Below are 21,412 nucleotides of genomic sequence, written 5' to 3'. Positions count from 1 at the left end.
TGCTTGGCCAGAGTACGGATGGTATTCGGTTGTGCCAGTGCATGAACGGTACTTCAGTAGGGGGCAGTATTGTGCAAGGTACAGTAAAGTGGTTCAATGCGGAGAAGGGCTACGGCTTCATTCAGGTGGAAGGCGGCAACGATGTGTTCGTGCACTACACGGCCATCAACGGCGAAGGCTTCCGTACTCTTGAAGAAGGCCAGCGCGTCGAGTTCGACATCGTCGAAGGACAGCGCGGCCCGCAGGCGGCCAACGTCACCAAGCTGTCGTTCTAAAGTCTGAGATCGCAAGACGCCCTGCGAATGCAGGGCGTTTTTGTTTTGCCGCTGTTCCTTTCCGTCGGCGTCCTTCGCCGCGCCATGTGCCGCCGAACGTCACGCCTCCGCCAGCACCCGGTCCACGGCGCGCTGCATGCGGGCGAGCGTCTCCCGGCAAGCCGCTTCCGAATCGCCCCGGGCGCCGAGATAAAACTTGATCTTCGGCTCTGTCCCCGACGGGCGCACGGCCAGCCACGATCCGCCGGCAAACCCGTACCGCAGCACGTCCGCACGCGGCAGGTCGATGGCCTCCTCCCTGCCGTCCGTGTAGCGCCGCCGCAGCACCTCGTAGTCCTCCGTCCAAAGCAACTGCTCCCCGTCCACCGCGAGGCCGTCCTTCCGCTCGCGCAAGCGCGCCATCAGGCCCCGGATGCGTTCCAGGCCGTCCAGGCCCGGCAGGGTCTTGCTGACCAACTTCTCCTCGTGGTACCCCGCCCGCCGGTACAACTCCTCGAGGGCGTCCACCAAGGTCTTGCCGCGGCGCTTGTGATGCGCCGCCATCTCCGCCACCAACAGGCAGATCTGGACCGCATCCTTGTCGCGCACGAAATCCGCCGCCAAATAGCCGTAGCTCTCCTCGTACCCGAACAGGAATGTCCGCTCGCCCGTTCGCTCATAGTGGCCAATCCGGTTCCCGATGTACTTGAACCCCGTCAACGTGTCTTCCACCGCGACCCCGTACTGGCGCGCGATGGCCGCACCCAGCTCCGACGTCACGATGGTCTTGAAGACAATCCCGTCGGCCGGCAAGGTCCCCGCCGCCTTCCGCTGCCCCAGCACGAAGTCCACCAGGAGGCCCCCCGTCTGGTTGCCCGTCAGCAGCCGGTACTCGCCGTCCGGCAGCCGGACCGCGACGCCCACGCGATCCGCGTCCGGGTCCGTCGCCATGGCGATGTCCGCTCCCACTTGGCGCGCCGTCTCCAGCGCCCGCTCGAGCGCCGCCGGCTCCTCCGGGTTCGGGCTGGCGGTCGTCGGAAACTCGCCGTCCGGCTGCATCTGCGCCGCCACCAGGTGCAGGTCGGTATAGCCCACCCGGCGCAGGACCGCCTCCACCGGCTTCCCGCCCGTGCCGTGCAGCGGGCTGTACACCACGCGCAGCGCCTTCCGATCCGCGTCCTCCACGCCCGCCACGCGAATGGCGTCGACGACCGTCTTCACGTAGGCCTCGTCCATCTCGTCGCCCACCCACGCAAGGCGGCCGGTCCGCTCCGCCTCCGCCGGGTCGGCGAGGGGAATGGAGAACCAGTCCTGCACCGCTTCGATCTCACGCGTGATGGCGTCCGCCACGTCGGGCAGGATCTGGCCCCCGTCCTCGCCGTACACCTTGTATCCGTTGTATTCAGGCGGGTTGTGGCTCGCCGTGATCATGATCCCGCCGGCCGCCTTCAGGCGCCGCACCGCGAACGACAACTCCGGCGTCGGGCACAGATGGCGGAACACATACGCCTTCAGCCCAGCCGCCGCCAGCACGCGCCCCGCTTCCAGCGCGAACTCGGCCGACATGCGCCGGCAATCGTAACCGATGACCACACCGCGCGACGCCGCGTCCGGGATGGCCGCCTGAAGATACCGCGCCAGCCCCAGCGTCGCCCGCCGGACGGTGTACACGTTCATCCGCGATGTGCCCGCGCCCAGGATTCCGCGCAGGCCGCCCGTGCCAAACCGGAGATCGTAACCGAACCGCTCCGCAATCTCCTCCGGTTTGTCAGCCAACCACGCCAATTCCCGCTCGATGTCGGACGGATGCCCCGCATGAGCCCGCCAAGTCTGATACCGTGTCTGTGCGTCCAACGCCACTGCCCTCCCTTCAAGTTCCGATTAAAAGTGTATCGTCTGAAGGGAGCCGCGTCCAGTTCACGTCAATGCAGCGGCGTCAGCCCCACCACCTGCAGGCCGCCCGAGACAGCGGTGGCCGGATAGGCGTGGGCCGGTTGCCCGGCGGAATCGTACAGCACCGCTTGCACCACATAGGGGATGCCGAACTGGTCGTCCAGCGCGATGCCCTGCCAGGGCAGGCTTCCACTCGTCTTCAACTGCACGAACCACACCCCGTCGGGCCCGCCGACGCCGGACGCGGCCGCCACCCGCAGCCCGGCGGCCGCCTGAACCGTCCCGTCTGCGCGGCAGGTGATGTCGTACGTGTGCCCTGGTGCAAGGCCCGACACCTGAAAGGCGCGCCCGGCCGGCGACGTGATGTACACCGTGTCCGGGCCGCCCGCGAGGACCGCGAGCCGCATCGTGAAGCCCGCGTCGGACTGGGCCGCCTGCTGGGCGAGACTCGCCTGCACCTGGTTCGCGAAGGCGTCGAAGGACATCCCGAAGGTGTGTGAGAAGGCGTCGGGATCGTGATCAATCGCGCGGACATACCGCATCACCGCCGGCAGGCCGAAGCGGGTGATCAACTGGTGCATTGCCCAGTAGTCCTGCAGCTCGACGTTGTAGGCGGTATCCAGCGGGTCGGCCTGGCCGAGCGGCCGGAGATCCCCCGCCCGCTGGTGCGTCAAGGTGTCCATCCAATTGGACCACGGGATGGCGCTGGTCAGCACCGGGTCCTGGCTGCCGTCCAGTTCGGCGTCCACGCCCATCTCCCAGGCGAGCCCCTCGTTGGCCCAACTGGGGATGGCGCTGGACACGGTGGCCACCAGGGCGTGCGTCAGCTCGTGCACCATCACGTTCAGGCCGTCCGTCTGATGGAGGGCCGGCAGCAACACGCTGATCTGGTTGAGCCCCTCCTCGGCCGCCACCGAGTTCTCGGCCAGCGAAGCCGCTTCCCCGGCCGAGTACCCCTCCTGGAGAAAGTGCTGCTTGTACGCGTCCGCGGAACTGTACAGGGTGACCTGAATGCGGCTCTGTTCTGCCAATCCCGTGGCGGAAGCGACCTCCGGATACACGTGCTCGAAGAGGTCGGCGACCGACTGGAGGTCCATGGCCGACACGCCTTTATCCCAGGCGATCACGTCGGCATGCGCCACCGCCAGCCGGGACCCCTGGGGCAGGGCGGGCAGGTGCACGTCCAACGCCTGCTGCCCTGGCGATCCCGCCGGGACGGTGAACGGCTGCAACAGGTACACCGCCTCGCCCTGCCCGATGGCCGCGAAGACCTCGTACTGGCCGGGAGGCACCGGGATGGAAAACGACCCGTCCGCCTGGACATCCGTGTAATAGTGGGCGTGCGTCTGCACGTCACGGAGCGAGATCTGCTGGACGGAATAGGACGCTCCGTCAAACACGAGCCGCCCGCGGAGGGTCACCAGCGGCCCCGTCTGGCCGCTCGCCACGCCGGACGGGTTGGCGGATGTCCCCGGGCCGCCCGCTGTTCCATCCTGCGCGCCGGGATCCGCGCCGCCCGCTGCGCCCTCGCCCGGGCCGGCGGCGCTGTCGTCCACCTGCACCTCGACCGGCACCCCCGCCGCCGTCAGCGCCGAGGCGGGCACATACCAATGCCCCTGCCACGCCACGGCCGCCCCGGAGAGCGGATCCGCGCCGTCGACGGTGATGGACGCCTGCGGGATCACCCGCGGGAGGTCGTCGATGGCCAGCTGTTTTCCGTCCCACGTGCTGTGGATGCCGTACGCCTGGAGGAACTGTTGGAAATACCAGACGCCGAAGAAGCTGGTGCCGCCGCTGTACACTACGGGCACGCGCCGCCACAACTGCGACCCGACGTAGACCTCGCCGTTCGCTTGAAATCCGCTGACGGCGACCGCCCGACTCACGGCCGGGTGCACCGTCGCCGTCCGGGCGACGGGACGGGCTACGCCCGATGACACCGGCGAAGGCGCGGCGGCGCGGGGCAGCGTGATCGACACCGCTTGTCCCGAGACCGATACCGTGCCGCCCGCCTGCCGCGCGATGGCGCTGACATCGACGTACGCCTGCCCTTGAACCCACAGCGCGCCAACCCCGGGCGCGGGCGAACCGGACACGGTCACGGTGGCCGCGACGGGCTTCGGGAAGCCCGCCAACGTCAACCGGGTGCCGTTCCAGCCGGAGTCGATGCCGTACGCCCGGAGCAGTTGCTGAAGGTACCAGATCCCGAAATAGGTGGTCCCTCCGTACACGAGGTACGGCACGGTGCGCCAGGCGGATCCCGCCACCAGCACAGGGCCGTCGTGCACCGTCGCCGCGGCCTTCTGGACGGCCGGACGGACTGTCCATCCCGGCGTGGCCGAAGCATCTGCGGTCTGCACGGACGCGGAGGAAATCGGCGGAAGGGAATGAAGCGGGGCCATCGCGGCCTCCGTGGCCAGGGGCACCTGCGACGAGGAGGACCAGGCGGGCGGTGCGGGCAGGGGTTGCGCCAGCCCAGTTCCCGAAGGCAGCATGGCCAATGCGGCCGTGACGGCCGCAGCCACGCGCCGGATGGATGATTTGCACTGTCGTCTGGACGTCATGGCACGCCTCCGTACGTGTATTCCTGAAGCGGATTGCTATCGGAATTCCACAGAGAGGCGCGAGAATCCTGTCACGACTTGCATGGCGAAACGTTCCATCCGGTAACGGTCTGGTACGGCGGACAGAGTCCGAATGTTGTCCCCATGGAATCCAACCGCTGTAATAAAACCGCAGGATGGAGCGTCTTGCGTTTGAAGGAGGGCGGAGCCGTTGGCGGGACTGGAGGATGTCCGGGGTTTCCTGGAGGGGGATGCCGATGCGTTCCGGCGCATCGTCGAACGGGAGAGCCCTGCGCTGTATCGGTTGGCGGTGTGGCTCACGCACGATCCCGCGGCCGCCCAGGATCTGGTCCAGGAGGTGTTCGTCCGCGCCTGGCGCCATCGCCGTCAGCTGCGGACCCCGGAGCGTCTCACACCGTGGCTCCACGCCATCCTCCGGCGGGCGCACCTGGACTGGCGCCGGCGCGGGTGGCGCCGCGAGGTGCCCATCGCCGACGCACCGGAGCACCTCGAGCGCTTGACCTTGCGCCACGGGCGAGTCGCCCCGCCCGCGGAGGACCAGGTGGCACGGGACGCCGACGGGGCGGCGCTGTGCGAGGCGCTGGACTGTCTGTCCCCCTTGGACCAGGCAATCCTCGCCCTGCGCTACGGGGACGACCTCGCCGTCCATGAGATCGCCCGCCGGTTGAACCTGCGGCCCGGAGCGGTCGCGACGCGCATCCACCGGTCCCTGGCGAAGCTGCGCCGGCACCTCGCGGAAGACGCCGGAACGGGCGGCGCGACGGAACGCGCACAAAGACGGAACAGGTGAAGGGAGGCGGCGCCATGTCATCGCGCACGTCTGTGGAAGATCGGTTGCGGCAGCACTACCGGTCCGAGGCCGGACAGGCCGGGTATGCGGCGCCGGCGGATCTGTGGGCGGGGATCGCGGAGCGCTTGGGCCTGGAGGATTCCCGTGTCCCCACCCCATCGCTGAGGGGGAGCGCGAACGGAGCGAGCGGGCGCGGCGCCGCGCAGCGCCTGCCGCGCGCCCGCCGCTGGGCGATGCGGGGCGTGGCCGGATTGGCGGGCGCCGCCGTCGTGATGGCCGGAGTGAACCACTTCGCCCCGCGCTGGGTCATCGCGGCGGCCGCCTCGCTGCACGGGCAGTCCCCGGCGGCCGAGGGGGAGGTGCTGCGCGGAGACCCGGGTCTGTGGCCACTGTTCCAGCAGGGCGCGTTCCAACCGGTGCAGCTCTCGGCGACGCACGGCGGCGTCACCTTGACGATGCTCGACGTCTACGCGGACGCCAACCGCACCGTCGTCGTCTATCGCATCGACGGCCCGGCGGCACCACAGGGAACCGTCGAGACCGAGCCCTGGCAGGTGCGCACCGACAACGCCAGCGCGTCCGCCGATGCGGCGCTGTCGGGACGACAGCCTCCCGTCCCCCAGCGGTACCGCGTGACCCTGCGCGATCCGTTCGGGTGGCCGCACGACGCCACCGAGATCGACGGGCTGGGGAACCTGGGGTACATCGTCTTCCCGCCCCTCCCAGGCTGGCTCCGAACGTTGGGTGTGCACCTGACCCTGCACGTCGAGGCCGTCGGCGACACCCTGGCCAAAGGCGATCCGTTCGGTCCCCGCACCTTCCGCACGGTGACGGGCCCGTGGGACATCCCGTTTGTCGCCCTGCCCGCCCAAGCCCCGGTGCTCGCGCTTAACCCCGCCGTGCGCGCGGCGGACGGCGGCACCACCCTCACCCTCACCTCGGTGCGGACGACGGCCAGCGGCACCTGGATGGATCTCTCGGCCGACGGTCTCCCGCCGGACACCTCGGGGCACTTCGCCCGGTACCGGGTGGAAGGGCCGAACGGAGACACGGTGCGCCCCACGGCGGTGGCCCGATCCGGCGACCGCATCGCGGCCCAGTTCCCGCCCCTCACCCGGGCGGGCGTCTACACGCTGGTGGTGGAATCGGACGGCCGGGTTTGGCGGCTGCCGTGGCGCCAACCAGACTGGTCCGGCCAACAGCCCCACTGGGGACCGGCGCCCACGACTCAGACGGGTCCGCTGGCCGAAGGCGCGCCGGACGCCGACATCTACACCGGCACCAGCCTGGTCACCGCCGCGCGCCTCTCGGGCCTGCCCGTGCATGGCGTCCCGGCCGGATGGCGCCTCGTTCAGGTGTCCGTCACGCCGGATTTTCGCCCGCCGCTGTCGGGCGACCGGAGCACCACGCCGTACGCGGTGCAGCTGACGCTGACCAACGCCGCGGGGGTGACGTTGACGGTGACGGAGACGCGCACGCTGTGGTCGCTCATTCCGGCGTCGGAGAGCCTGGCGGTGTACCGGGCATCGATGGCGCGCGCATCGGGATCGAACGTGGACGGACCGAGGATAGGGCAATACGAGGGCATGGCGACGCACCTGTGGGTGGTGCGGACGATGGATCCTGCGCACACGGCGACCCTGCGAGTGCCCGTCCTGTACCTGTATCCGTCCTGGGGCAGCATCGAGGTGGCGCCGGTGCCGGGGAAGACGCAGGGGCTGGACGAAGCCGCGCTCGAGCGGTTGGTGACCGAGGTGGCGCAGGCTTGGTGGGCGGCTCCGGTGATCCCCCGTTGACAGCGGGGGCGGCCCGCCGCTTGGGCCGCCCCACTCGCCGTCCTCGCGCCGCGGCCCTGCGCGTGGCCGCGGCGCGCTGCGGGGAACCGCGGAGCACCGCCAACCGCCGCAAGGCGTTTACGCGCCAGCTTTCGCGATCCCGTTGAAGAACCCGAGCACCTGCGCGAACGCATCCCGGCTGGCCTCCGGATGGTACGCGCTGCGGGTGTCGTTGAAGAACGCGTGCTGCGCGCCTTCGTAGACCGTGTACTGGAAGTCCTTGCCCGCCGCGCGCATCGCCTCGGCCAGGCCGGGGACCTGGTCGGTGATGCGGTGATCGAGCCCACCGTAGAAGCCGCGCACCGGGCAGCGGACGCCGGAGACCAAGGCGGGATCGGGCGCGTGGCCGTAGAAGATGACGGCGCCTTTCAACGCCTCGTCCTGGCAGGCCAACCGTGCGGACAGGGCGCCGCCCAGGCAGAAGCCGATGGACATCACCGGCTGCCCCTGGCTGTGCTCGCAGCCAGTGCGCAGATACGCCGCCGTCTCCAGCAGTTGCGGCATGTATTTGTCCACCTGCAGCCCGCCGAAGAGGGTTGTGAAGGTCTCCTGGATCCGCTTTCCTTCCTCGCCGGGCAGTCTCGCCAACGCCGCTTCCCTCGCCTGAGCGTCATGCCACGCCGACGGCGGCAGGCTGTCCAGGAACGACTTGACCGCCTCGATGCGGTCGGAGGCCAACACCGCCGGCCGCTCGCCGTTACGCGAGTACAGGTCGGGCGCGAACGCCGTATACCCGGCCTTGGCGAAGCGCTCCACCACGTCCTGGATGTGGGCGTCCACCCCCCAGATCTCCTGGATGACCATCACGGCCGGCAACGGTCCCCCGGCCCGCCTGGGCTTGGCGAGGTAGCCGCTGTACTCGTTCTGATCTCCGTACCGGACCCACTGCGTGATCAAACTCACCGCGCATCCCTCCCTGGGGACATTTCGGATATCCAAACAAAATTGTATCGAAGGAAGCGGATTGTGCGCAATCCGGAAGCGGATGGGGTAACATGGGCTCAAAAGGAGAGGGGAGGATGGACATGGCGCATGATCAAGCGCGGGCGGCGGTGATCACGGTCAGCGACTCGGTCAGCCGCGGCCTCCGCACGGACATCGGCGGACAGCGCGCTGAAGAGGCCCTGGCGCGCATGGGCTTCGCCGTCGCGGTGCGCGTGGCGGTGCCCGATGAGCGGGAAGAGATTGCGGCGCTCCTGTGCCGGCTGGCGGACGAGGAGGGCATCCGCCTGATTGTGACCACGGGCGGCACCGGCCTCGGTCCGCGCGACGTCACCCCGGAGGCGACCCTGGACGTGGTGGACCGGATCGTGCCCGGTATCGCCGAGGCGATGCGGGCGGAGAGCCTGAAAAAGACCCCATTCGGGATGATCTCCCGCCAGGTGGCGGGGACACGAGGGCAGACCCTGATCCTGAACCTGCCCGGCAACCCGAAGGCGGTGGATGAGTGTCTTGCGGTGGTCGCCCCCGTCCTGCGGCACACGCTGGACCTGCTCGCCGGCCGCACCCAGCACCAGGAGTAGAGAGGGCACCGGGTCAGTCCCGGACGACGGCGTACGCGCGGCCCATCTCCTCCGACCGCCGCGCGGCCGCCTGCAGGGCGGCGTCCACCACGTCGGCGAGGCGGCCTGCCTCCATCACCGCGACGCCGGCCTGGGTGGTGCCGCCCGGAGAGGTGACGCGCCGGCGCAGTTCATCCGGCGCGAGCCCCCACTCACGCAGGGTGCGCGCCGTCCCCACCACCGTCTGCAGCAACAGGGCCCGGGCCAGCTCCGGATCGAACCCGAGACGGATGGCCGCCGCCTCCATCGCCTCGAGGAAATAGCAGACAAATCCGGGGCCGCTGCCGGAAAAGGCGGTGGCGGCGTTCATCAGGCGCTCCGGGATCTCCACCACCTCGCCGAGCTGTCCGAGCAGAAACAGGATATCCTTTCGATCCCGCTCGGCGAGCCCCGCCTCCGGAAACGAGACGGCGGTCGCCCCCTCCAGCACGCCGACGGGGATGTTCGGCATGGTACGAACCACCGGGGAGCGGTGCTCGATGATCTCGGCCATCCAGTCCATCGTGACGCCGGCGGCAAACGACACCAACGGCTGCCCGTGGAGGTACGGCCGGACCTGCGCCAGCGCCTCGGCGGTGTCCGCGGGTTTCACGGCGAGAAAGACCATCCTGGCGCCCGCGGCGGCCTCCGTCCCGGCGACCCGCACGCCGTACTTCTCGCGCAATCCCGCCGCCCGTCCGCCGAGGGTCCGCCCGGTCACCACGACCCGCTCGGGCGCGATGGCCCGCTTCTCAATCACACCCTTCACAAACGCTTCGGCCATCGCTCCAGCGCCAATCACGAATACCTCTCCGGCGAACGTCTCCATGCGCTCTCCTCCACTCCGCTCAGAATCCTCGACCGCCGGTGCAAACGCGCTCCGGCCGGTTTCCGCCTGCCTCTGACCGTATACCGGCATTGTACGTTCCCCCGCCCCGGCTGGCAATCCCGGAGGCGGCATGCGAAAAGGGCCCAGCGTCCGCGTGGCGGCCGCTGAGCCCTCTGTTGGCGTCTGCTTCGTTGCGTGTTCGCGTCGGCCCGCGTCAGTGCACGTACCGCTCGACCCGCTGGTACACCTCTTCCGGCGTCAATCCCTCGCACGACACGATGGGGCAGTTGATCTGCACATCCTGCATGCCCATGACATTCTCATCCGCCCCGGTCACGCAGCAGCATGCCCAGTTCGTCGCGTCCGAAACGGCGTTGGTGAGCTCCACCACCTGTAAGCCCTGCGCCTGCAGATACCGTTTGACCGGTTCCAAACCGCGTTCCACGGCGACCGTCTTCACGCTGGCTTCCCCCTCGCTTGCGTCTTGCGGCCGGAGCAAACGGCTCCCTGCCGAATCCACGTCTGGGTTTCAACTTCTCCGCAAGACGCACGGATTATGCACCCGCGTTTCAGACCAGGCCAGCGCCGCGTCTGCCCGGAGGTCAGATTCGCCACGCCGCCATCAAGCGTGATCGAGCGGCACCACCCGGGAGCCGCCGCGGCCCGTCAGCCGCGCAGGCGGATACTGCTTGCCCAACGGGACCGCGACCAAGGTGGTGATCCCCGCCTTGATGGCGTCGCCCAGGAGGAACGGGAAGCACCCGCCCACCAGCGCCTTGGCGAGCGTCATCTTCCCCACGACCGCCAGCCACGGCACGCCGATGAGGTACACGAACAGGCTGCCGAACGCCTCCACCACGATGAACGTCCACACGTACCGCATGAGACCTTGCGCGCGAACCTTCTGCAGGAACCAGCCAATCAGCAGTGCGCTGAACGGCCACGACACGATGTAGCCGCCCGTGGCACCCAGGATCACCGGCAGGCCGCCGTTCCCACCCATGAGCGGCAGGCCGAGGGCGGTCAGCACCACCACCAGCAGGATGCTGAGAAATCCGTACCCGGGGCCGAGGAAGGCGCCCGCCATCATCACCGCCAAGGTCTGCAGGGTGATGGGAACCGGGGTGAAACCGAGATCAATCCGCGTGTAGCTGAACACGGCCAACAGCGCCGCAAACAGCGCGCTGAAGACCACGCCGCGTACTGTCACCATTGAAACCTCCTCCGCGCATTTGTTAACTTGTATGTACCATGACGTTAACATATCACGCATCCGAACCTGCCATCAATCCGAAATCTGTGGATAGACCGCTGAGAGAGGCACCGGCTGCCGAAAATCCCGAACCCAGGCCGCAGGCCGGCGAGAGATCCGATCTCTGCGCGCCACTCTTGGCACTCCACGACGTTTCCGTCGCTCTCGCCGGTGAGACGGGTCAAATCACGTTCGCCCTGCGCGGGGTGCACCTCGCCGTCCACCCGGGCGAATGGCTGCTCGTCATGGGCCGAAACGGCAGCGGCAAGAGCACGCTCGGCCGGGTGATGGCCGGCCTGTGCGGCGTGTCGCGCGGGCAGGTCGTCCGCCGGCCCGGTGCCAGCGTGCGCCTGGTGTTTCAGAACCCGGACGCCCAGCTCGTCGGCCAGACCGTCGCCGAGGATGTCGCCTTTGGGTTGCAGGTGCAGGGGCTGACACCGGACGAGATGGAACGCCGCAGCCAAGCCGCGCTGCGGACCGTGGGGTTGGAAAAGCTGCGGGATCAATCCGTCGCCCACCTGTCCGGCGGGCAAAAGCAGTTGCTCTGCACGGCCAGCGCCCTGGCGTTGGAACCCGCCGTCCTGGTGTTCGACGAGGCGACCGCCATGCTGGACGCGGGCGCGCGGCAGGCGCTCCGGGCGGTGGCCCGGCGCCTGTGCGCCGCGGGTGCGGCGGTGGTGTGGATCACGCAGATCATCGAGGAGCTGGCGTGGGCGGACCGCATGGTCCTGCTCGACGAAGGCCGCGTGGTCTTTGAAGGCACACCGCGCCAGTTCGTCACGCCGGAGGCGGGCGAGGATCCGCCCTGCCAGCGGTTCGGCTTCCCGCTGCCGTGGGCGAGCGCCATCGCAATGGACCTGCGCAACCGAGGCGTCCCCCTGCCGCGGGTGGCGTTGACGGAAGCTGAACTGGCCACAGACCTGCAGGCGTTGTGCGGGAGGGAGGGTGAGGCCGGTGGCGCTCGAGGCGCGGGCCATCACGGTCAAGGCCGCATCGGGCCGGACGCTGTTGAATACGGTCACCTGTCGGGCTGAGACGGGCCATCTCGTCGTCATCGCGGGCCCCGTCGGCGCAGGCAAATCGACGCTGCTGCACGCCCTCGCCGGCCTCGTCCAGCCTGCGGAGGGCGAGGTCCGTTGCGACGGCGAGCCCCTCTGGCACGGCCGGCGGCCCGACACCAGGGTGCTCCTGCGGATCGGCGTGGTGTTTCAATCGCCGGAGCAACAGCTCTTCGCGCGCGACGTGGCGGCGGAGTTCGGGTACTCCCTGCGCCCGTACCGCCTGTCCGCGGCCGAGTCGGCACAGCGGACGCGAGCCGCCCTGGCCCGGGTGGGCCTCAGCGACAACTTCCTCTCCCGCGCACCGCTGTCGCTCAGCGGCGGCCAGCGCCGACGGGTGGCCGTCGCCACGTCGTTTGCACCCGATCCCGATTGGCTCCTGTTCGACGAACCGACGGCCGGAATGGATCCGGCGGCGGTACAACGCTTTCTCGACACCCTCAAATCCTTGCACGAGGCGCGCCGATCCCGCGGCCGCGGCGGCCTGATCATCGCCACCCACGACCTGGAGGCGTTTCTGCCGCTGGCGGACCGGGTGTGGGTGGTCACAGAGGGCCGCCTCACGGCCGACGTCCATCCCGCCCGTCTGTGGACGGACCCCCGTCCGTTGCTCGACGCCGGCCTGGCCCCCCCACCCGGATTCGCGCTGAGGCGTACCCTGGCTTCTTGCGGCGTGCATCTTCCCGCTGGCCCGCTCTCCGCGGAGGAGGCGGCGGCCGCCATCGCCCGACAATGGCCCGGGATGAGGACGCAGACGACGCCAACGGGGCCGGAGTCGCCGGCGACCTCTTCCCCGACAAACCATCCGGCGGCACCCGCGGGGGCGGCGTCCTCAGAGGAACCACCGGTAACCGCAGCGGGAGAGCGATGGAACCATTCTGCACAGCCCGCGCCGGAACGGCTGCAGACGGTCCGGCCGCGCGTTCGGCATGCCGACGGCGCCGGGTCCGCCGGCGTGCTGAACGGCCTCGACGCCCGCGCCAAGTGGGCCGGCTATGCCCTGCTGACAGCGGGGGTGATGGGGCAGAGCCGGCCCGCCGGCCTTGCCGCGGCCACCGGGATCGCGGCGCTCCTCAGCGCGGTGGCCAACGTTCCGCTGCGCACCCTGTGGCAGTGGATGCGCCCCATCCTGGGATTGACGCTGTTCTCCGCGGCACTGTCCGGGATCCGCTTTGGGCAGGCGGGGCCACTTGGCCTCGGCTTCGACCCCGCCGGGGCGGCCCGCACCCTGGCTGCCCTCTACCGGGTGGTGCTGATGGTGTGGTTGAGCGGGCTGCTTTCCTGGACCACCACCGCCCTCGAACTGCGCCAGGCCTTGGAACAGGTCATAGGCCGACTGCCCGGGATGCGGCGCCCGGCGGCCGTCCTGTCGTTGGCGGCTTCGCTGATCCTGCGGTTCATCCCCGTGATTGGGGACCAGCTGGATCGGTTCTCGCGCATCGCCCGCGCCCGCGCGAAGTCGCCCGCCCCGCCCGGCCGCATCCGGCCGCGGGACCTGCCCGCCGTGACCGTCCCCCTGCTGGCGGCGCTGTTTCAGATCGCGGAAGACCTGTCGCTGGCGATGGAGGCGCGAGGATACAGCCATCTGCAGCCCCTCGCCCCGGCGGAGCGCTGCACCGTGCGGTGGTCACGGCGGGATTGGGCCGCCGTCGCCATCGCCCTTGCCATCACCGCCGGCCTGGTCCTCATCCGTTGAGCCACCTGTCGGCCGGAGAAGCGGCGCAGGCGGGTTCGCGAGGACCGTGATGCCATCCCCTGACCATCGCCTGACACCCTGCCGGGAACACGGGGCTGGGCCCGAAAATCGCCGGCGGGGCCGGTTATCCGGCCCCGCGGTCCAAGATGGCCGGCCGTCCGCCAGCGCGGACGGCCCGCTAAAATACGTTTACATCTTATTCTCCACCCACGCATCCCCGTTGCGATCCATTTTCATCTAAACGCTCATGCGATCCCGGGCCATAGAAAACGTTTGGGTGTAAACCAGGGCCATGTCAGCCCCGGCGGGAGCGCATAAGTCACATCCTGATGTGATCCCCGCTCGCCCAACTCGCGTTACGTTTGAAAGGGTTGCTACCCCCCCATCGGCGCGGCCGCTAAAACCAAATCGTTCACTAAACCACTTCTCATCTGAGCACTCGCCCCAAACCGGGCACGCCACACACCGACCACACTGCACGACGACCGCACCGAACATCCGTCACGCCTGCCCCGCGCTCCCGTACAACGCGTCGAATTCCGCCGCCTCGTCGAAGTCCGCCTGAGTCAATCCGCCCGCGTGCCAGCTGGTCAGGCGCAGGGTTACCACCTTGTAGTCCAACGAAATGAACGGATGGTGATTGCGCCGCTCCGCCACCTCCGCCACCCGGTTCACGAATCCGACCGCCTCCATGAAGGACGGAAACCGGTACCGCCGCCAAATCGTCTTCTCCTCCAGCCGCCACTCCGGCACCTTCGCCAGGGCCGCCTGGATCTCGTCATCCGTCAACCGCTCCGCCATTCGCCATTCCTCCCCATCGTTTCGCGGATTCAATCACCGCGCGTCGCGCACGTCCGCGTGCATGCACCCGCACGCCGCACGTCCGAACGAGCCCCCGCCGCAACGCGCCCAACTCACGCCGACACCCGCAACACAATCTTCCCGACGTTCCGGTTCGCCTCCATGTACCGGTGGGCATCCGCCACATCCCGCCAGTCGAAGACCGTGTCCACCACCGGCACCAACCGCCCGTCCGCGAATCGGGGCTGCGCCCACCCCCAGAACTCCTGCGACAGGCGGATTTTTTCGGCCGCCGGGCGCGACCGCAGGGCTGTACCAATGACCTGCAGGCGACGGCCCAGCAGGACGCCGAGATCCACCCCATCCACTTTGGCGCCGCCCATCGTGCCGACCACGATGAGCCGCCCGTCCACCGCCAGCGACCGGATGTTGGCCGCAAAATACGGCGCGCCAATGAAATCCAGCACGATGTCCGCGCCGCGCCCCTCCGTCTGCTGGCGAACCCAATCGTCGAAAAGCCCGTCGTGGTAATTCCAGCCTGCCCGCGCGCCGAGTTCCAGACACCGTTCCAATTTTTCCTTCGATCCCGCCGTTGTCAACGCCACCGCGCCGGTCTCCCGAATGAGTTGGATGGCGGCGGTCCCGACCCCGCTCCCGCCCGCGTGCACCAGAACCACATCCCCGGCCTGCATCCGGCCCAGCCAAAACAGGTTGAGATACGCCGTCAGGAACACCTCCGGGATGGCGGCCCCTTGCTCAAAGGACATCCCGTCCGGCAGCCGCATGGCCATCCCCGCCGGGATGACCGCCAACTCCGCGTATCCGCCACCCGGCAGCAGGGCGCACACCCGGTCCCCCGGCTGCCACCCTGGGCAGTCGGGACCCGTCGCAATCACCTCGCCCGCCATCTCGAGTCCCAGCACCTCCGACGCGCCGGGCGGCGGCGGATACAGGCCGCGCCGCTGCAGCAGGTCCGCCCGGTTCAAAGCCGTCGCCCGCACCCGCACCAACAGTTCGCCGCTGCCCGGATGCGGGTCGGGCACATCGCTCAGATACAACACTTCGGGGCCTCCGAAGCCCTTCATGCACACCGCCTTCATGTCCTGTCCACTCCCTTCAGACGGCGGACGTCCGCCTTCTGACGAAAGATTGCGCCTCGTGCCCCCATCCCGTCAACCTGGATCCTCCCCCGTTCCGCACGCGGATCATTGTGATCTGAATATTTTCATAGACAAGACGAATCCGATTTAAATAAAATAGAGTGTATGATGAAACAGACAAAATAGATTTTTCGAAAAGGGGTGTCATGGTTGCACAACAGACGGCCCGCACGCATGCTTGCGACGCTCACCCTGGCCGGGTTGTTCGCGCTCGCAGGCTGCGGCACCAGCGGCTCGGGCGCGTCCGGCGGCTCCGGGAACACCGGCGGCGGGAGCGCAGGCTCCGGTGACAACACGTTGACGCTCGGTGTCATCACCTCCATCACGGGAGCAGACTCCGAGTTCGGCAAGGCGCAAAAGGAAGGATACGAGGTGGCCCTCGACGAGATCAACGCCGCGGGCGGCATCCTCGGCAAGCAGGTGAAGCTGGTCTACCTGGACGACAAGTCGAGCGCCCAGGAGGCGGCCAAGGACGTGGATCAACTGGTCAGCCAGTACCACGCCCAGATCATCCTCGGACCGTACAGCTCCGGTTCCGCACTCGCGGTGGTCAAGAAAGCGGATACGTACAAGATTCCGGACATCGTGCCCACCGCGACCGCCGCGAACGTGACGCAGACCGGCTCCAAGTACGTGTTCCGCCTGTGCGCCACCAGCGACGACTACGCCAAGGCCATCTGCGAACTGCTCAAGCAACAGGGCGACGCGAAGACCATGGCCATCGTTCACGAGGACCAGAATTTCGGCACCAGCGCCGACAAGGCCATGGTCAACTACGCCAAGCAGTACGGGTTTGAAGTCGTCGACGACGAGTCGTACTCCACGAAGGACCTGGACTACAAGGCGATGCTCCAGCGCGTCAAACAGAAGCATCCGGATGTCATCTACTTCGCCTCGTACTCCAAAGACGCGGTCGCCTTGATGAAACAGGCCCAGGAGATTGACCTCAACGCCAAGTACTTCACGGCCGCGGGCACCGGCTTCTCCGTCGGGACCTTCCCGCAGGACGCGGGCCCTGCCGCCGAGTACACGCTGGCCGCCGGCCAGTGGGATCCGTCCGCCAAGTGGCCGGGGGCAAAGGAATTCTATGACAAGGTGCACGCGAAATTCGGTGACTATCCGTCCTACCACGACATGGAGGCCTATGCCGCCCTGTACGTCGCCAAAGAGGCCATTGAACAGGCGGGCGCGTACGATGGCCAGAAGATCCGCGACGCGCTGGCCAGCCTTCAGATGGAAACCGCGTTCGGCCCCGTCCATTTCGACAGCACCGGCCAGAACGCGCACCCCGTCATCGTCACCCAGATCCAGAACGGCAAGTTCGTCACGGTGTTCCCGTCCGACGCGGCCACCGGTAAGCTCCTGCCCACGCCGCCGTGGAGTCAGCGCAAGTAACCGGATGACACAGGGGCGTCCTCCGGCGCCCCTGTTTTCCTGAAACGAGGGAGGTCACCCATGTTTCTGCAGACCATCGTCAACGGCCTGTTGCTCGGGGCGTTGTACGCCATCGTCGGCATGGGGCTGTCCATCGTGTTCGGCACGATGCGCATCGTCAACTTCGCCCACGGCCAGTTCGTCATGGCGGGCATGTACATCACGTATACCTTGTTCACCGCCTTCGGGCTCGATCCGTACGTGTCCGCCCTCGTCAGTTTCGTGCTGTGCTTCCTGCTCGGGATGGCCGTCTACCGGGTCGCCATCCACCGCATCATTCGCGGCCCGGAGATGAACCACATCCTGCTGACCGCCGGCATCGGTCTGATGCTGACCAACCTGGCGCAGATGGTGTACAACACCAACCAACTGACCATCAACCTGTCCTACAGCCACCGCGATCTGGTGTTCGGCGGGCTGCGCATCAACATCGCGTACCTGATCTCCTTCCTCATCGCCGCGGTGGTCGCCGCGCTCTTGTTCTGGTTCATCATGAAGACGGAGACCGGGCGCGCCATCCGCGCCATTTCGCAAAACGCCGCCGCCGCGGCCCTGTCGGGAATCCACGTCACGCGCGTCACCATGCTCGCCTTCGGCCTCGGCATCGCGGTCGCCGGCGTCGCCGGGACGCTGCTACTGCCCATCCACTATGTCGATCCGTCGGTCGGCGACGCCTTCAGCCTGCTGGCGTTCATCATCGTCGTCCTGGGCGGCATGGGCAGCATCCTCGGTTCGGCCATCGGCGGCCTGCTCATCGGCGTGATTGCGCAATTGGCGTCCTACTACCTCGGACAGAGTTATTCGGACGTGCTGACCTACGTCGTGTTTCTGCTCGTCCTGCTGTTCAAACCGTCCGGGCTGCTCGGGAGGTCCCGCGTATGAAGCGCCTGCGGGCTTGGATCCTGCCCATCCTGGTGCTGATTCTGTTCGCCCTCATCCCGTTCACGGCCAGCTTCTACTATCAGCAGATCTTCTTCTACATCTTCCTGTTCGCAGGCGTGGGCTTCGCCTGGAACCTGGTCGGCGGCTACGCCGGGCAACTATCCCTGGGGCACGCGGCGTTTTTCGGCATCGGCGCCTACGCATACGCGCTTCTGGCCCCGCACATCGGGACGGGGCCGGCGGTCCTGGCGGCGGCGGTGCTCTCGACCGTCAGCGCTGCGCCCATCGGCCTCATCTGCTTTCGTCTGCGCGGCCCCTACTTCGCGCTGGCGACCATCGCCGTCGCGCAACTGCTGTTGGTCCTCGCGACCAACCAGTTCAAGGGCCTCACCCAGGGCGCCGCGGGGCTCCTGGTGCAGGGGATGGTGCCCGATCCTTCCTTGTACTATTGGGTCGCGCTCGGGTTCATGGTGGTGGCGTTTGCGGTCACGGCCCTCTTGGCCACCTCCAAGACCGGCTACTACCTGATGGCCATCCGCGAGGACGAGGACACGGCCCAGACCGTGACCATCAACACCCCGCTGTACAAGCTGTACGCGCTGTTGGTGTCGGCCCTTTTGACCGGCGTCGGCGGCAGCATCTTCGCGGCCAATCTCGGCACCATCCAGCCGAACGACGTGTTCAGCGCCGCCATCTCCAACCAGGTGGTGTTCCTCGCCATCCTCGGCGGCGCCGGCACCCTGTACGGCCCGCTGGTGGGGGCGTTCATCCTCGAATTTGCGTCCGACTGGCTCAAGAATTCGGTGGCCAACGTCACCTGGCTCGGCGATGCGAACGCGTTCGCGTTCTTCCTGTACGGCCTGCTGATTGTCCTGGTCGTGATGTACATGCCGGCCGGCATCGTCGGCACGGTGGCAAAGTGGCGGAAAGGGAGGGCGGCGCATGTCCACGCACAACGAACCACTGCTGGCGTTTGATCACGTCAAGAAACACTTCGGCGGCCTGTTTGTGACCAACGATGTGAGCTTCTCCGTGCAGCAGGGCGAGGTGCTGTTCATCATCGGCCCGAATGGGGCCGGAAAGACCACCATCTTCAATCTGATCACCGGGTTCGTGACGCCAGACGAGGGCGACATCCGGTTCGAGGGCGAGTCCATCAAAGGGTTGAAGCCGTATCAGATCGCCCGGCGGGGCATCGGCCGGACGTTCCAGATCGTCCAGCCGCTCGCCAACATGAGCGTGCTCGACAACGTGATGCTCGGCGCCTTCGCCCACACATCCTCTAAACACGAGGCGCGGCGCCAGGCAGACGAGATCCTCGACCTGACCGGGCTCGGCAAGTGGCGCGACCGGATGGCCGGGTCGCTGCCGCTCGCCGGGCGGAAACGGCTGGAGATTGCCCGCGCCCTGGCGACGCGCCCGAAGCTCATCCTGCTCGACGAGGTGTGCGCGGGGCTGACGCCGACGGAGGCGGTGGAGACCATCCAGTTGCTCAAGCAACTGCGGGACCGGGGGGTGTCGGCCATCGGCGGGATCGAACACGTCATGCGCGTGGTGATGGAGATCTCCGACCGGGTCATCGTGATCCACCACGGGCAGAAGATCGCCGAGGGCACGCCGCAGGAAGTCACGTCCCACCCGGACGTCATCGAGGCGTACCTGGGCGCGAGACTGGAGGTGTGACCCGGTGCTCGAGATCCGCGACATTCACGTGTACTACGGCGACATGCAGGCGCTGCGGGGCATCTCGATGGAAGTGCGCCAGGGCGAGGTGGTCGCCCTCGTCGGCGCCAACGGGGCCGGAAAGACGACCACCCTGCGCACCGTGTCGGGTCTGCTGCGCCCGAAGCAGGGCGAGGTGTGGTTCGAGGGCAAACCCATCCACGAGCTGCCGCCCCATCAGATTGCCGATCTCGGCATCAGCCACGTCCCCGAAGGGCGCGGGCTGTTCCCGATGATGACCGTGGAGGAAAATCTGCTGCTCGGCGCCCACCTGCCGCGGGTGCGCGCCCAGCGGCGGCAGATGCTTACGCAAGAGATCTATCCCTTGTTCCCGCGCCTGAAGGAGCGGGCCGGCCAGTTGGCGGGCACCCTGTCGGGCGGCGAACAGCAGATGGTGGCCATCGCCCGCGGGCTGATGAGCCGGCCCAAGCTGCTCATCCTCGACGAACCTTCGCTGGGGTTGGCGCCGGTCATCGTGCAGGAGATGTTCAACATCATCCGGCGCGTCCGCGAGGAGCAGGGCGTGACGGTGATGATTGTCGAGCAGAACGTGATGCAGACGCTGCAGTTGGCCGACCGGGCGTACGTGGTGGAGAACGGCGAAGTGGTCCTCTCGGGCGACAGCCGGACGTTGCTCGACGACGAACACATGAAACGCGCCTATCTCGGCATGTAGATGGGCCTGATGCGTAAACGCACGGACCTGCGTAAACGCGCGGGCCGCAGGGGGTTGGAGACCCGCCCGCGGCCCGCCGCCTTGTCTCATTGCAGTCCCACCGCTCGCACCAGGTACAGCGAAACCAAGAAGAACAACACGCCCGCCACGACAATGTACGGGGCCATCCGCTCGCCGGAATTGCGGACGCCCGGAATCAGCCCGGTCGTCGAGATGAACAAGAACGATCCGGTCGCCACAGCCATCACCACGTGCACGGCGGCCGCGTCCGCCTGCCCGAGCCACAGGGTCAAGGCCGCCCCGGCCAGCGTGGAGACAGCCAACAGCGCGGAGGAGGTGAACGCCCGCCAGCGCGTCTCGCCCGCCGCCAGCGCGACGGTCGCCATGCTGAACCCCTCCGGCAGTTTGTGCAGCGTGATCGCCAGGAACATCAACACCCCGGCACTGCGGCTGACCTGAAACGCGCCGGCGATCACGATGCCGTCCATCAGGGTGTGCACCAGCATCCCCGCCAGTACCGCCAGCCCGGCCCGCTGGGACAGCATCTCCGCGTGCAGATGGCCGTGTCCGTCAGAAGCGCCCTCGCGGGCCGGCACCAGCACCTGGTTCGGTGCCGGAGCGCGCCCGGCGGAGCGGTCGAGCAGCAGCATGCCGAGATATCCCGCGAGAATCCACAGCGGCGCCGCCCCGGGCAGTTCCTCCATGGCGTCGGGCAGCCGGTCGAGGACCGTCGCGCCGAGCAAAAACCCGCACCCCAGCGCGGTCACCAAGACCGTCTGACGCGGGCTGAGTTTGCGCAACACCGTCAACATCCCGCCGATGACGTCCGCCAAAGCCGCGATGGCACACAACACCATCGGCAATCCCCACGTCCCCACAGATCCTCCTCCAGACACAGGCGACCCAACGCAGACGCACGCCTGTTATAGAAAATCATTTTCTATAACAATCTATCAGGTCGTCCATCCGGTGTCAACGCCTGGATCTCTCCTGCCGATTCCACC

The 21,412-nt window shown here is 67.9% G+C and carries 20 protein-coding genes; 11 read left to right on the top strand and 9 right to left on the bottom strand.

Going from position 1 to position 21,412, the window contains the following annotated elements; translation table 11 throughout:
* Nucleotides 1-68 precede the first annotated feature (68 nt).
* Entirely contained in the window at nt 69-275 is a 207-nt protein-coding gene (locus BM357_RS07565) for a cold-shock protein (protein WP_139234616.1), read from the top strand.
* 99 nt (nt 276-374) lie between these two features.
* On the opposite strand, the gene BM357_RS07560 is transcribed toward BM357_RS07565, so the two are convergent.
* Together BM357_RS07560 and BM357_RS07555 are read right to left on the bottom strand one after the other, a co-directional pair.
* Complete coding sequence (locus tag BM357_RS07560; protein ID WP_083430281.1) at nt 375-2,114, bottom strand: phospho-sugar mutase; 1,740 nt, start codon at nt 2,112-2,114, stop codon at nt 375-377.
* A gap of 62 nt (nt 2,115-2,176) precedes the next feature.
* Entirely contained in the window at nt 2,177-4,711 is a 2,535-nt protein-coding gene (locus BM357_RS07555) for a hypothetical protein (RefSeq protein WP_074951206.1), read from the bottom strand.
* Between the two features lie 211 nt (nt 4,712-4,922).
* Here BM357_RS07555 and BM357_RS07550 point away from each other — a divergent pair, with 211 nt between their 5' ends.
* Together BM357_RS07550 and BM357_RS07545 are read left to right on the top strand one after the other, a co-directional pair.
* The gene (locus tag BM357_RS07550; RefSeq protein WP_074951204.1) at nt 4,923-5,522 is read left to right on the top strand and encodes an RNA polymerase sigma factor; all 600 of its coding nucleotides are present in this window, start codon (nt 4,923-4,925) and stop codon (nt 5,520-5,522) included.
* 14 nt (nt 5,523-5,536) lie between these two features.
* Nucleotides 5,537-7,318 (top strand): DUF4179 domain-containing protein, encoded by a 1,782-nt coding sequence (locus tag BM357_RS07545; protein ID WP_074951202.1) that lies wholly within the window; start codon nt 5,537-5,539, stop codon nt 7,316-7,318.
* Between the two features lie 117 nt (nt 7,319-7,435).
* Here BM357_RS07545 and BM357_RS07540 read toward each other — a convergent pair whose 3' ends face one another.
* Nucleotides 7,436-8,260: a dienelactone hydrolase family protein gene (locus BM357_RS07540; RefSeq protein ID WP_074951200.1), complete on the bottom strand. Its 825-nt coding sequence runs from the start codon at nt 8,258-8,260 to the stop codon at nt 7,436-7,438.
* A gap of 116 nt (nt 8,261-8,376) precedes the next feature.
* Here BM357_RS07540 and BM357_RS07535 point away from each other — a divergent pair, with 116 nt between their 5' ends.
* Nucleotides 8,377-8,880 carry a MogA/MoaB family molybdenum cofactor biosynthesis protein gene (locus BM357_RS07535; RefSeq protein ID WP_245783885.1) on the top strand — a complete coding sequence of 168 codons (504 nt, stop codon included), beginning with the start codon at nt 8,377-8,379 and terminating at the stop codon, nt 8,878-8,880.
* 13 nt (nt 8,881-8,893) lie between these two features.
* On the opposite strand, the gene proC is transcribed toward BM357_RS07535, so the two are convergent.
* The 3 genes from proC to BM357_RS07520 form a co-directional block, all read right to left on the bottom strand.
* Nucleotides 8,894-9,727, bottom strand: a complete 834-nt coding sequence (gene proC / locus BM357_RS07530) for a pyrroline-5-carboxylate reductase (RefSeq protein WP_074951198.1) — start codon at nt 9,725-9,727, stop codon at nt 8,894-8,896.
* Nucleotides 9,728-9,941: 214 nt separating this feature from the next.
* Nucleotides 9,942-10,187, bottom strand: coding sequence for a YkuS family protein (locus BM357_RS07525; protein WP_074951196.1), 246 nt, complete (start codon nt 10,185-10,187; stop codon nt 9,942-9,944).
* A gap of 162 nt (nt 10,188-10,349) precedes the next feature.
* Nucleotides 10,350-10,940, bottom strand: a complete 591-nt coding sequence (locus BM357_RS07520; protein ID WP_245783884.1) for a biotin transporter BioY — start codon at nt 10,938-10,940, stop codon at nt 10,350-10,352.
* A 176-nt stretch (nt 10,941-11,116) separates the two neighbouring features.
* Between BM357_RS07520 and BM357_RS19245 the strand changes: the two genes are divergently transcribed.
* Both BM357_RS19245 and BM357_RS07510 read left to right on the top strand, forming a co-directional pair.
* Nucleotides 11,117-12,013, top strand: a complete 897-nt coding sequence (locus BM357_RS19245; protein ID WP_074951192.1) for an ATP-binding cassette domain-containing protein — start codon at nt 11,117-11,119, stop codon at nt 12,011-12,013.
* Nucleotides 11,934-13,733, top strand: a complete 1,800-nt coding sequence (locus BM357_RS07510; RefSeq protein WP_074951190.1) for an ATP-binding cassette domain-containing protein — start codon at nt 11,934-11,936, stop codon at nt 13,731-13,733. Before BM357_RS19245 ends, BM357_RS07510 begins: the two co-directional genes overlap by 80 nt.
* Nucleotides 13,734-14,234: 501 nt before the next feature.
* On the opposite strand, the gene BM357_RS07505 is transcribed toward BM357_RS07510, so the two are convergent.
* Both BM357_RS07505 and BM357_RS07500 read right to left on the bottom strand, forming a co-directional pair.
* Nucleotides 14,235-14,534 (bottom strand): 4a-hydroxytetrahydrobiopterin dehydratase, encoded by a 300-nt coding sequence (locus tag BM357_RS07505; protein WP_074951187.1) that lies wholly within the window; start codon nt 14,532-14,534, stop codon nt 14,235-14,237.
* A gap of 113 nt (nt 14,535-14,647) precedes the next feature.
* Nucleotides 14,648-15,634, bottom strand: coding sequence for an NAD(P)H-quinone oxidoreductase (locus tag BM357_RS07500; protein ID WP_074951185.1), 987 nt, complete (start codon nt 15,632-15,634; stop codon nt 14,648-14,650).
* 210 nt (nt 15,635-15,844) lie between these two features.
* On the opposite strand from BM357_RS07500, the gene BM357_RS07495 reads away from it, so the two are divergent.
* Genes BM357_RS07495 through BM357_RS07475 form a run of 5 tightly spaced genes read left to right on the top strand, consistent with a single transcriptional unit; the run spans nt 15,845 to nt 20,408 of the window.
* Nucleotides 15,845-17,089, top strand: a complete 1,245-nt coding sequence (locus tag BM357_RS07495; protein WP_139234609.1) for an ABC transporter substrate-binding protein — start codon at nt 15,845-15,847, stop codon at nt 17,087-17,089.
* Nucleotides 17,090-17,149: 60 nt separating this feature from the next.
* Nucleotides 17,150-18,010: a branched-chain amino acid ABC transporter permease gene (locus tag BM357_RS07490; protein ID WP_074951181.1), complete on the top strand. Its 861-nt coding sequence runs from the start codon at nt 17,150-17,152 to the stop codon at nt 18,008-18,010.
* Nucleotides 18,007-18,987, top strand: a complete 981-nt coding sequence (locus tag BM357_RS07485; RefSeq protein ID WP_074951179.1) for a branched-chain amino acid ABC transporter permease — start codon at nt 18,007-18,009, stop codon at nt 18,985-18,987. Before BM357_RS07490 ends, BM357_RS07485 begins: the two co-directional genes overlap by 4 nt.
* Complete coding sequence (locus BM357_RS07480) at nt 18,953-19,693, top strand: ABC transporter ATP-binding protein (protein WP_074951177.1); 741 nt, start codon at nt 18,953-18,955, stop codon at nt 19,691-19,693. Before BM357_RS07485 ends, BM357_RS07480 begins: the two co-directional genes overlap by 35 nt.
* A gap of 4 nt (nt 19,694-19,697) precedes the next feature.
* Complete coding sequence (locus BM357_RS07475; RefSeq protein ID WP_217647679.1) at nt 19,698-20,408, top strand: ABC transporter ATP-binding protein; 711 nt, start codon at nt 19,698-19,700, stop codon at nt 20,406-20,408.
* Nucleotides 20,409-20,494: 86 nt separating this feature from the next.
* Here BM357_RS07475 and BM357_RS07470 read toward each other — a convergent pair whose 3' ends face one another.
* Complete coding sequence (locus BM357_RS07470) at nt 20,495-21,286, bottom strand: ZIP family metal transporter (RefSeq protein ID WP_074951175.1); 792 nt, start codon at nt 21,284-21,286, stop codon at nt 20,495-20,497.
* Nucleotides 21,287-21,412 lie beyond the last annotated feature (126 nt).

Origin of the sequence: Paenalicyclobacillus macrosporangiidus (assembly GCF_900116805.1) — a bacterium.
GTDB classification, from domain to species: domain Bacteria; phylum Bacillota; class Bacilli; order Alicyclobacillales; family Alicyclobacillaceae; genus Alicyclobacillus_H; species Alicyclobacillus_H macrosporangiidus.
The sequence above is the reverse complement of the archived record's forward strand: the minus strand, read 5'-3'. Positions and strand labels throughout refer to the sequence as shown.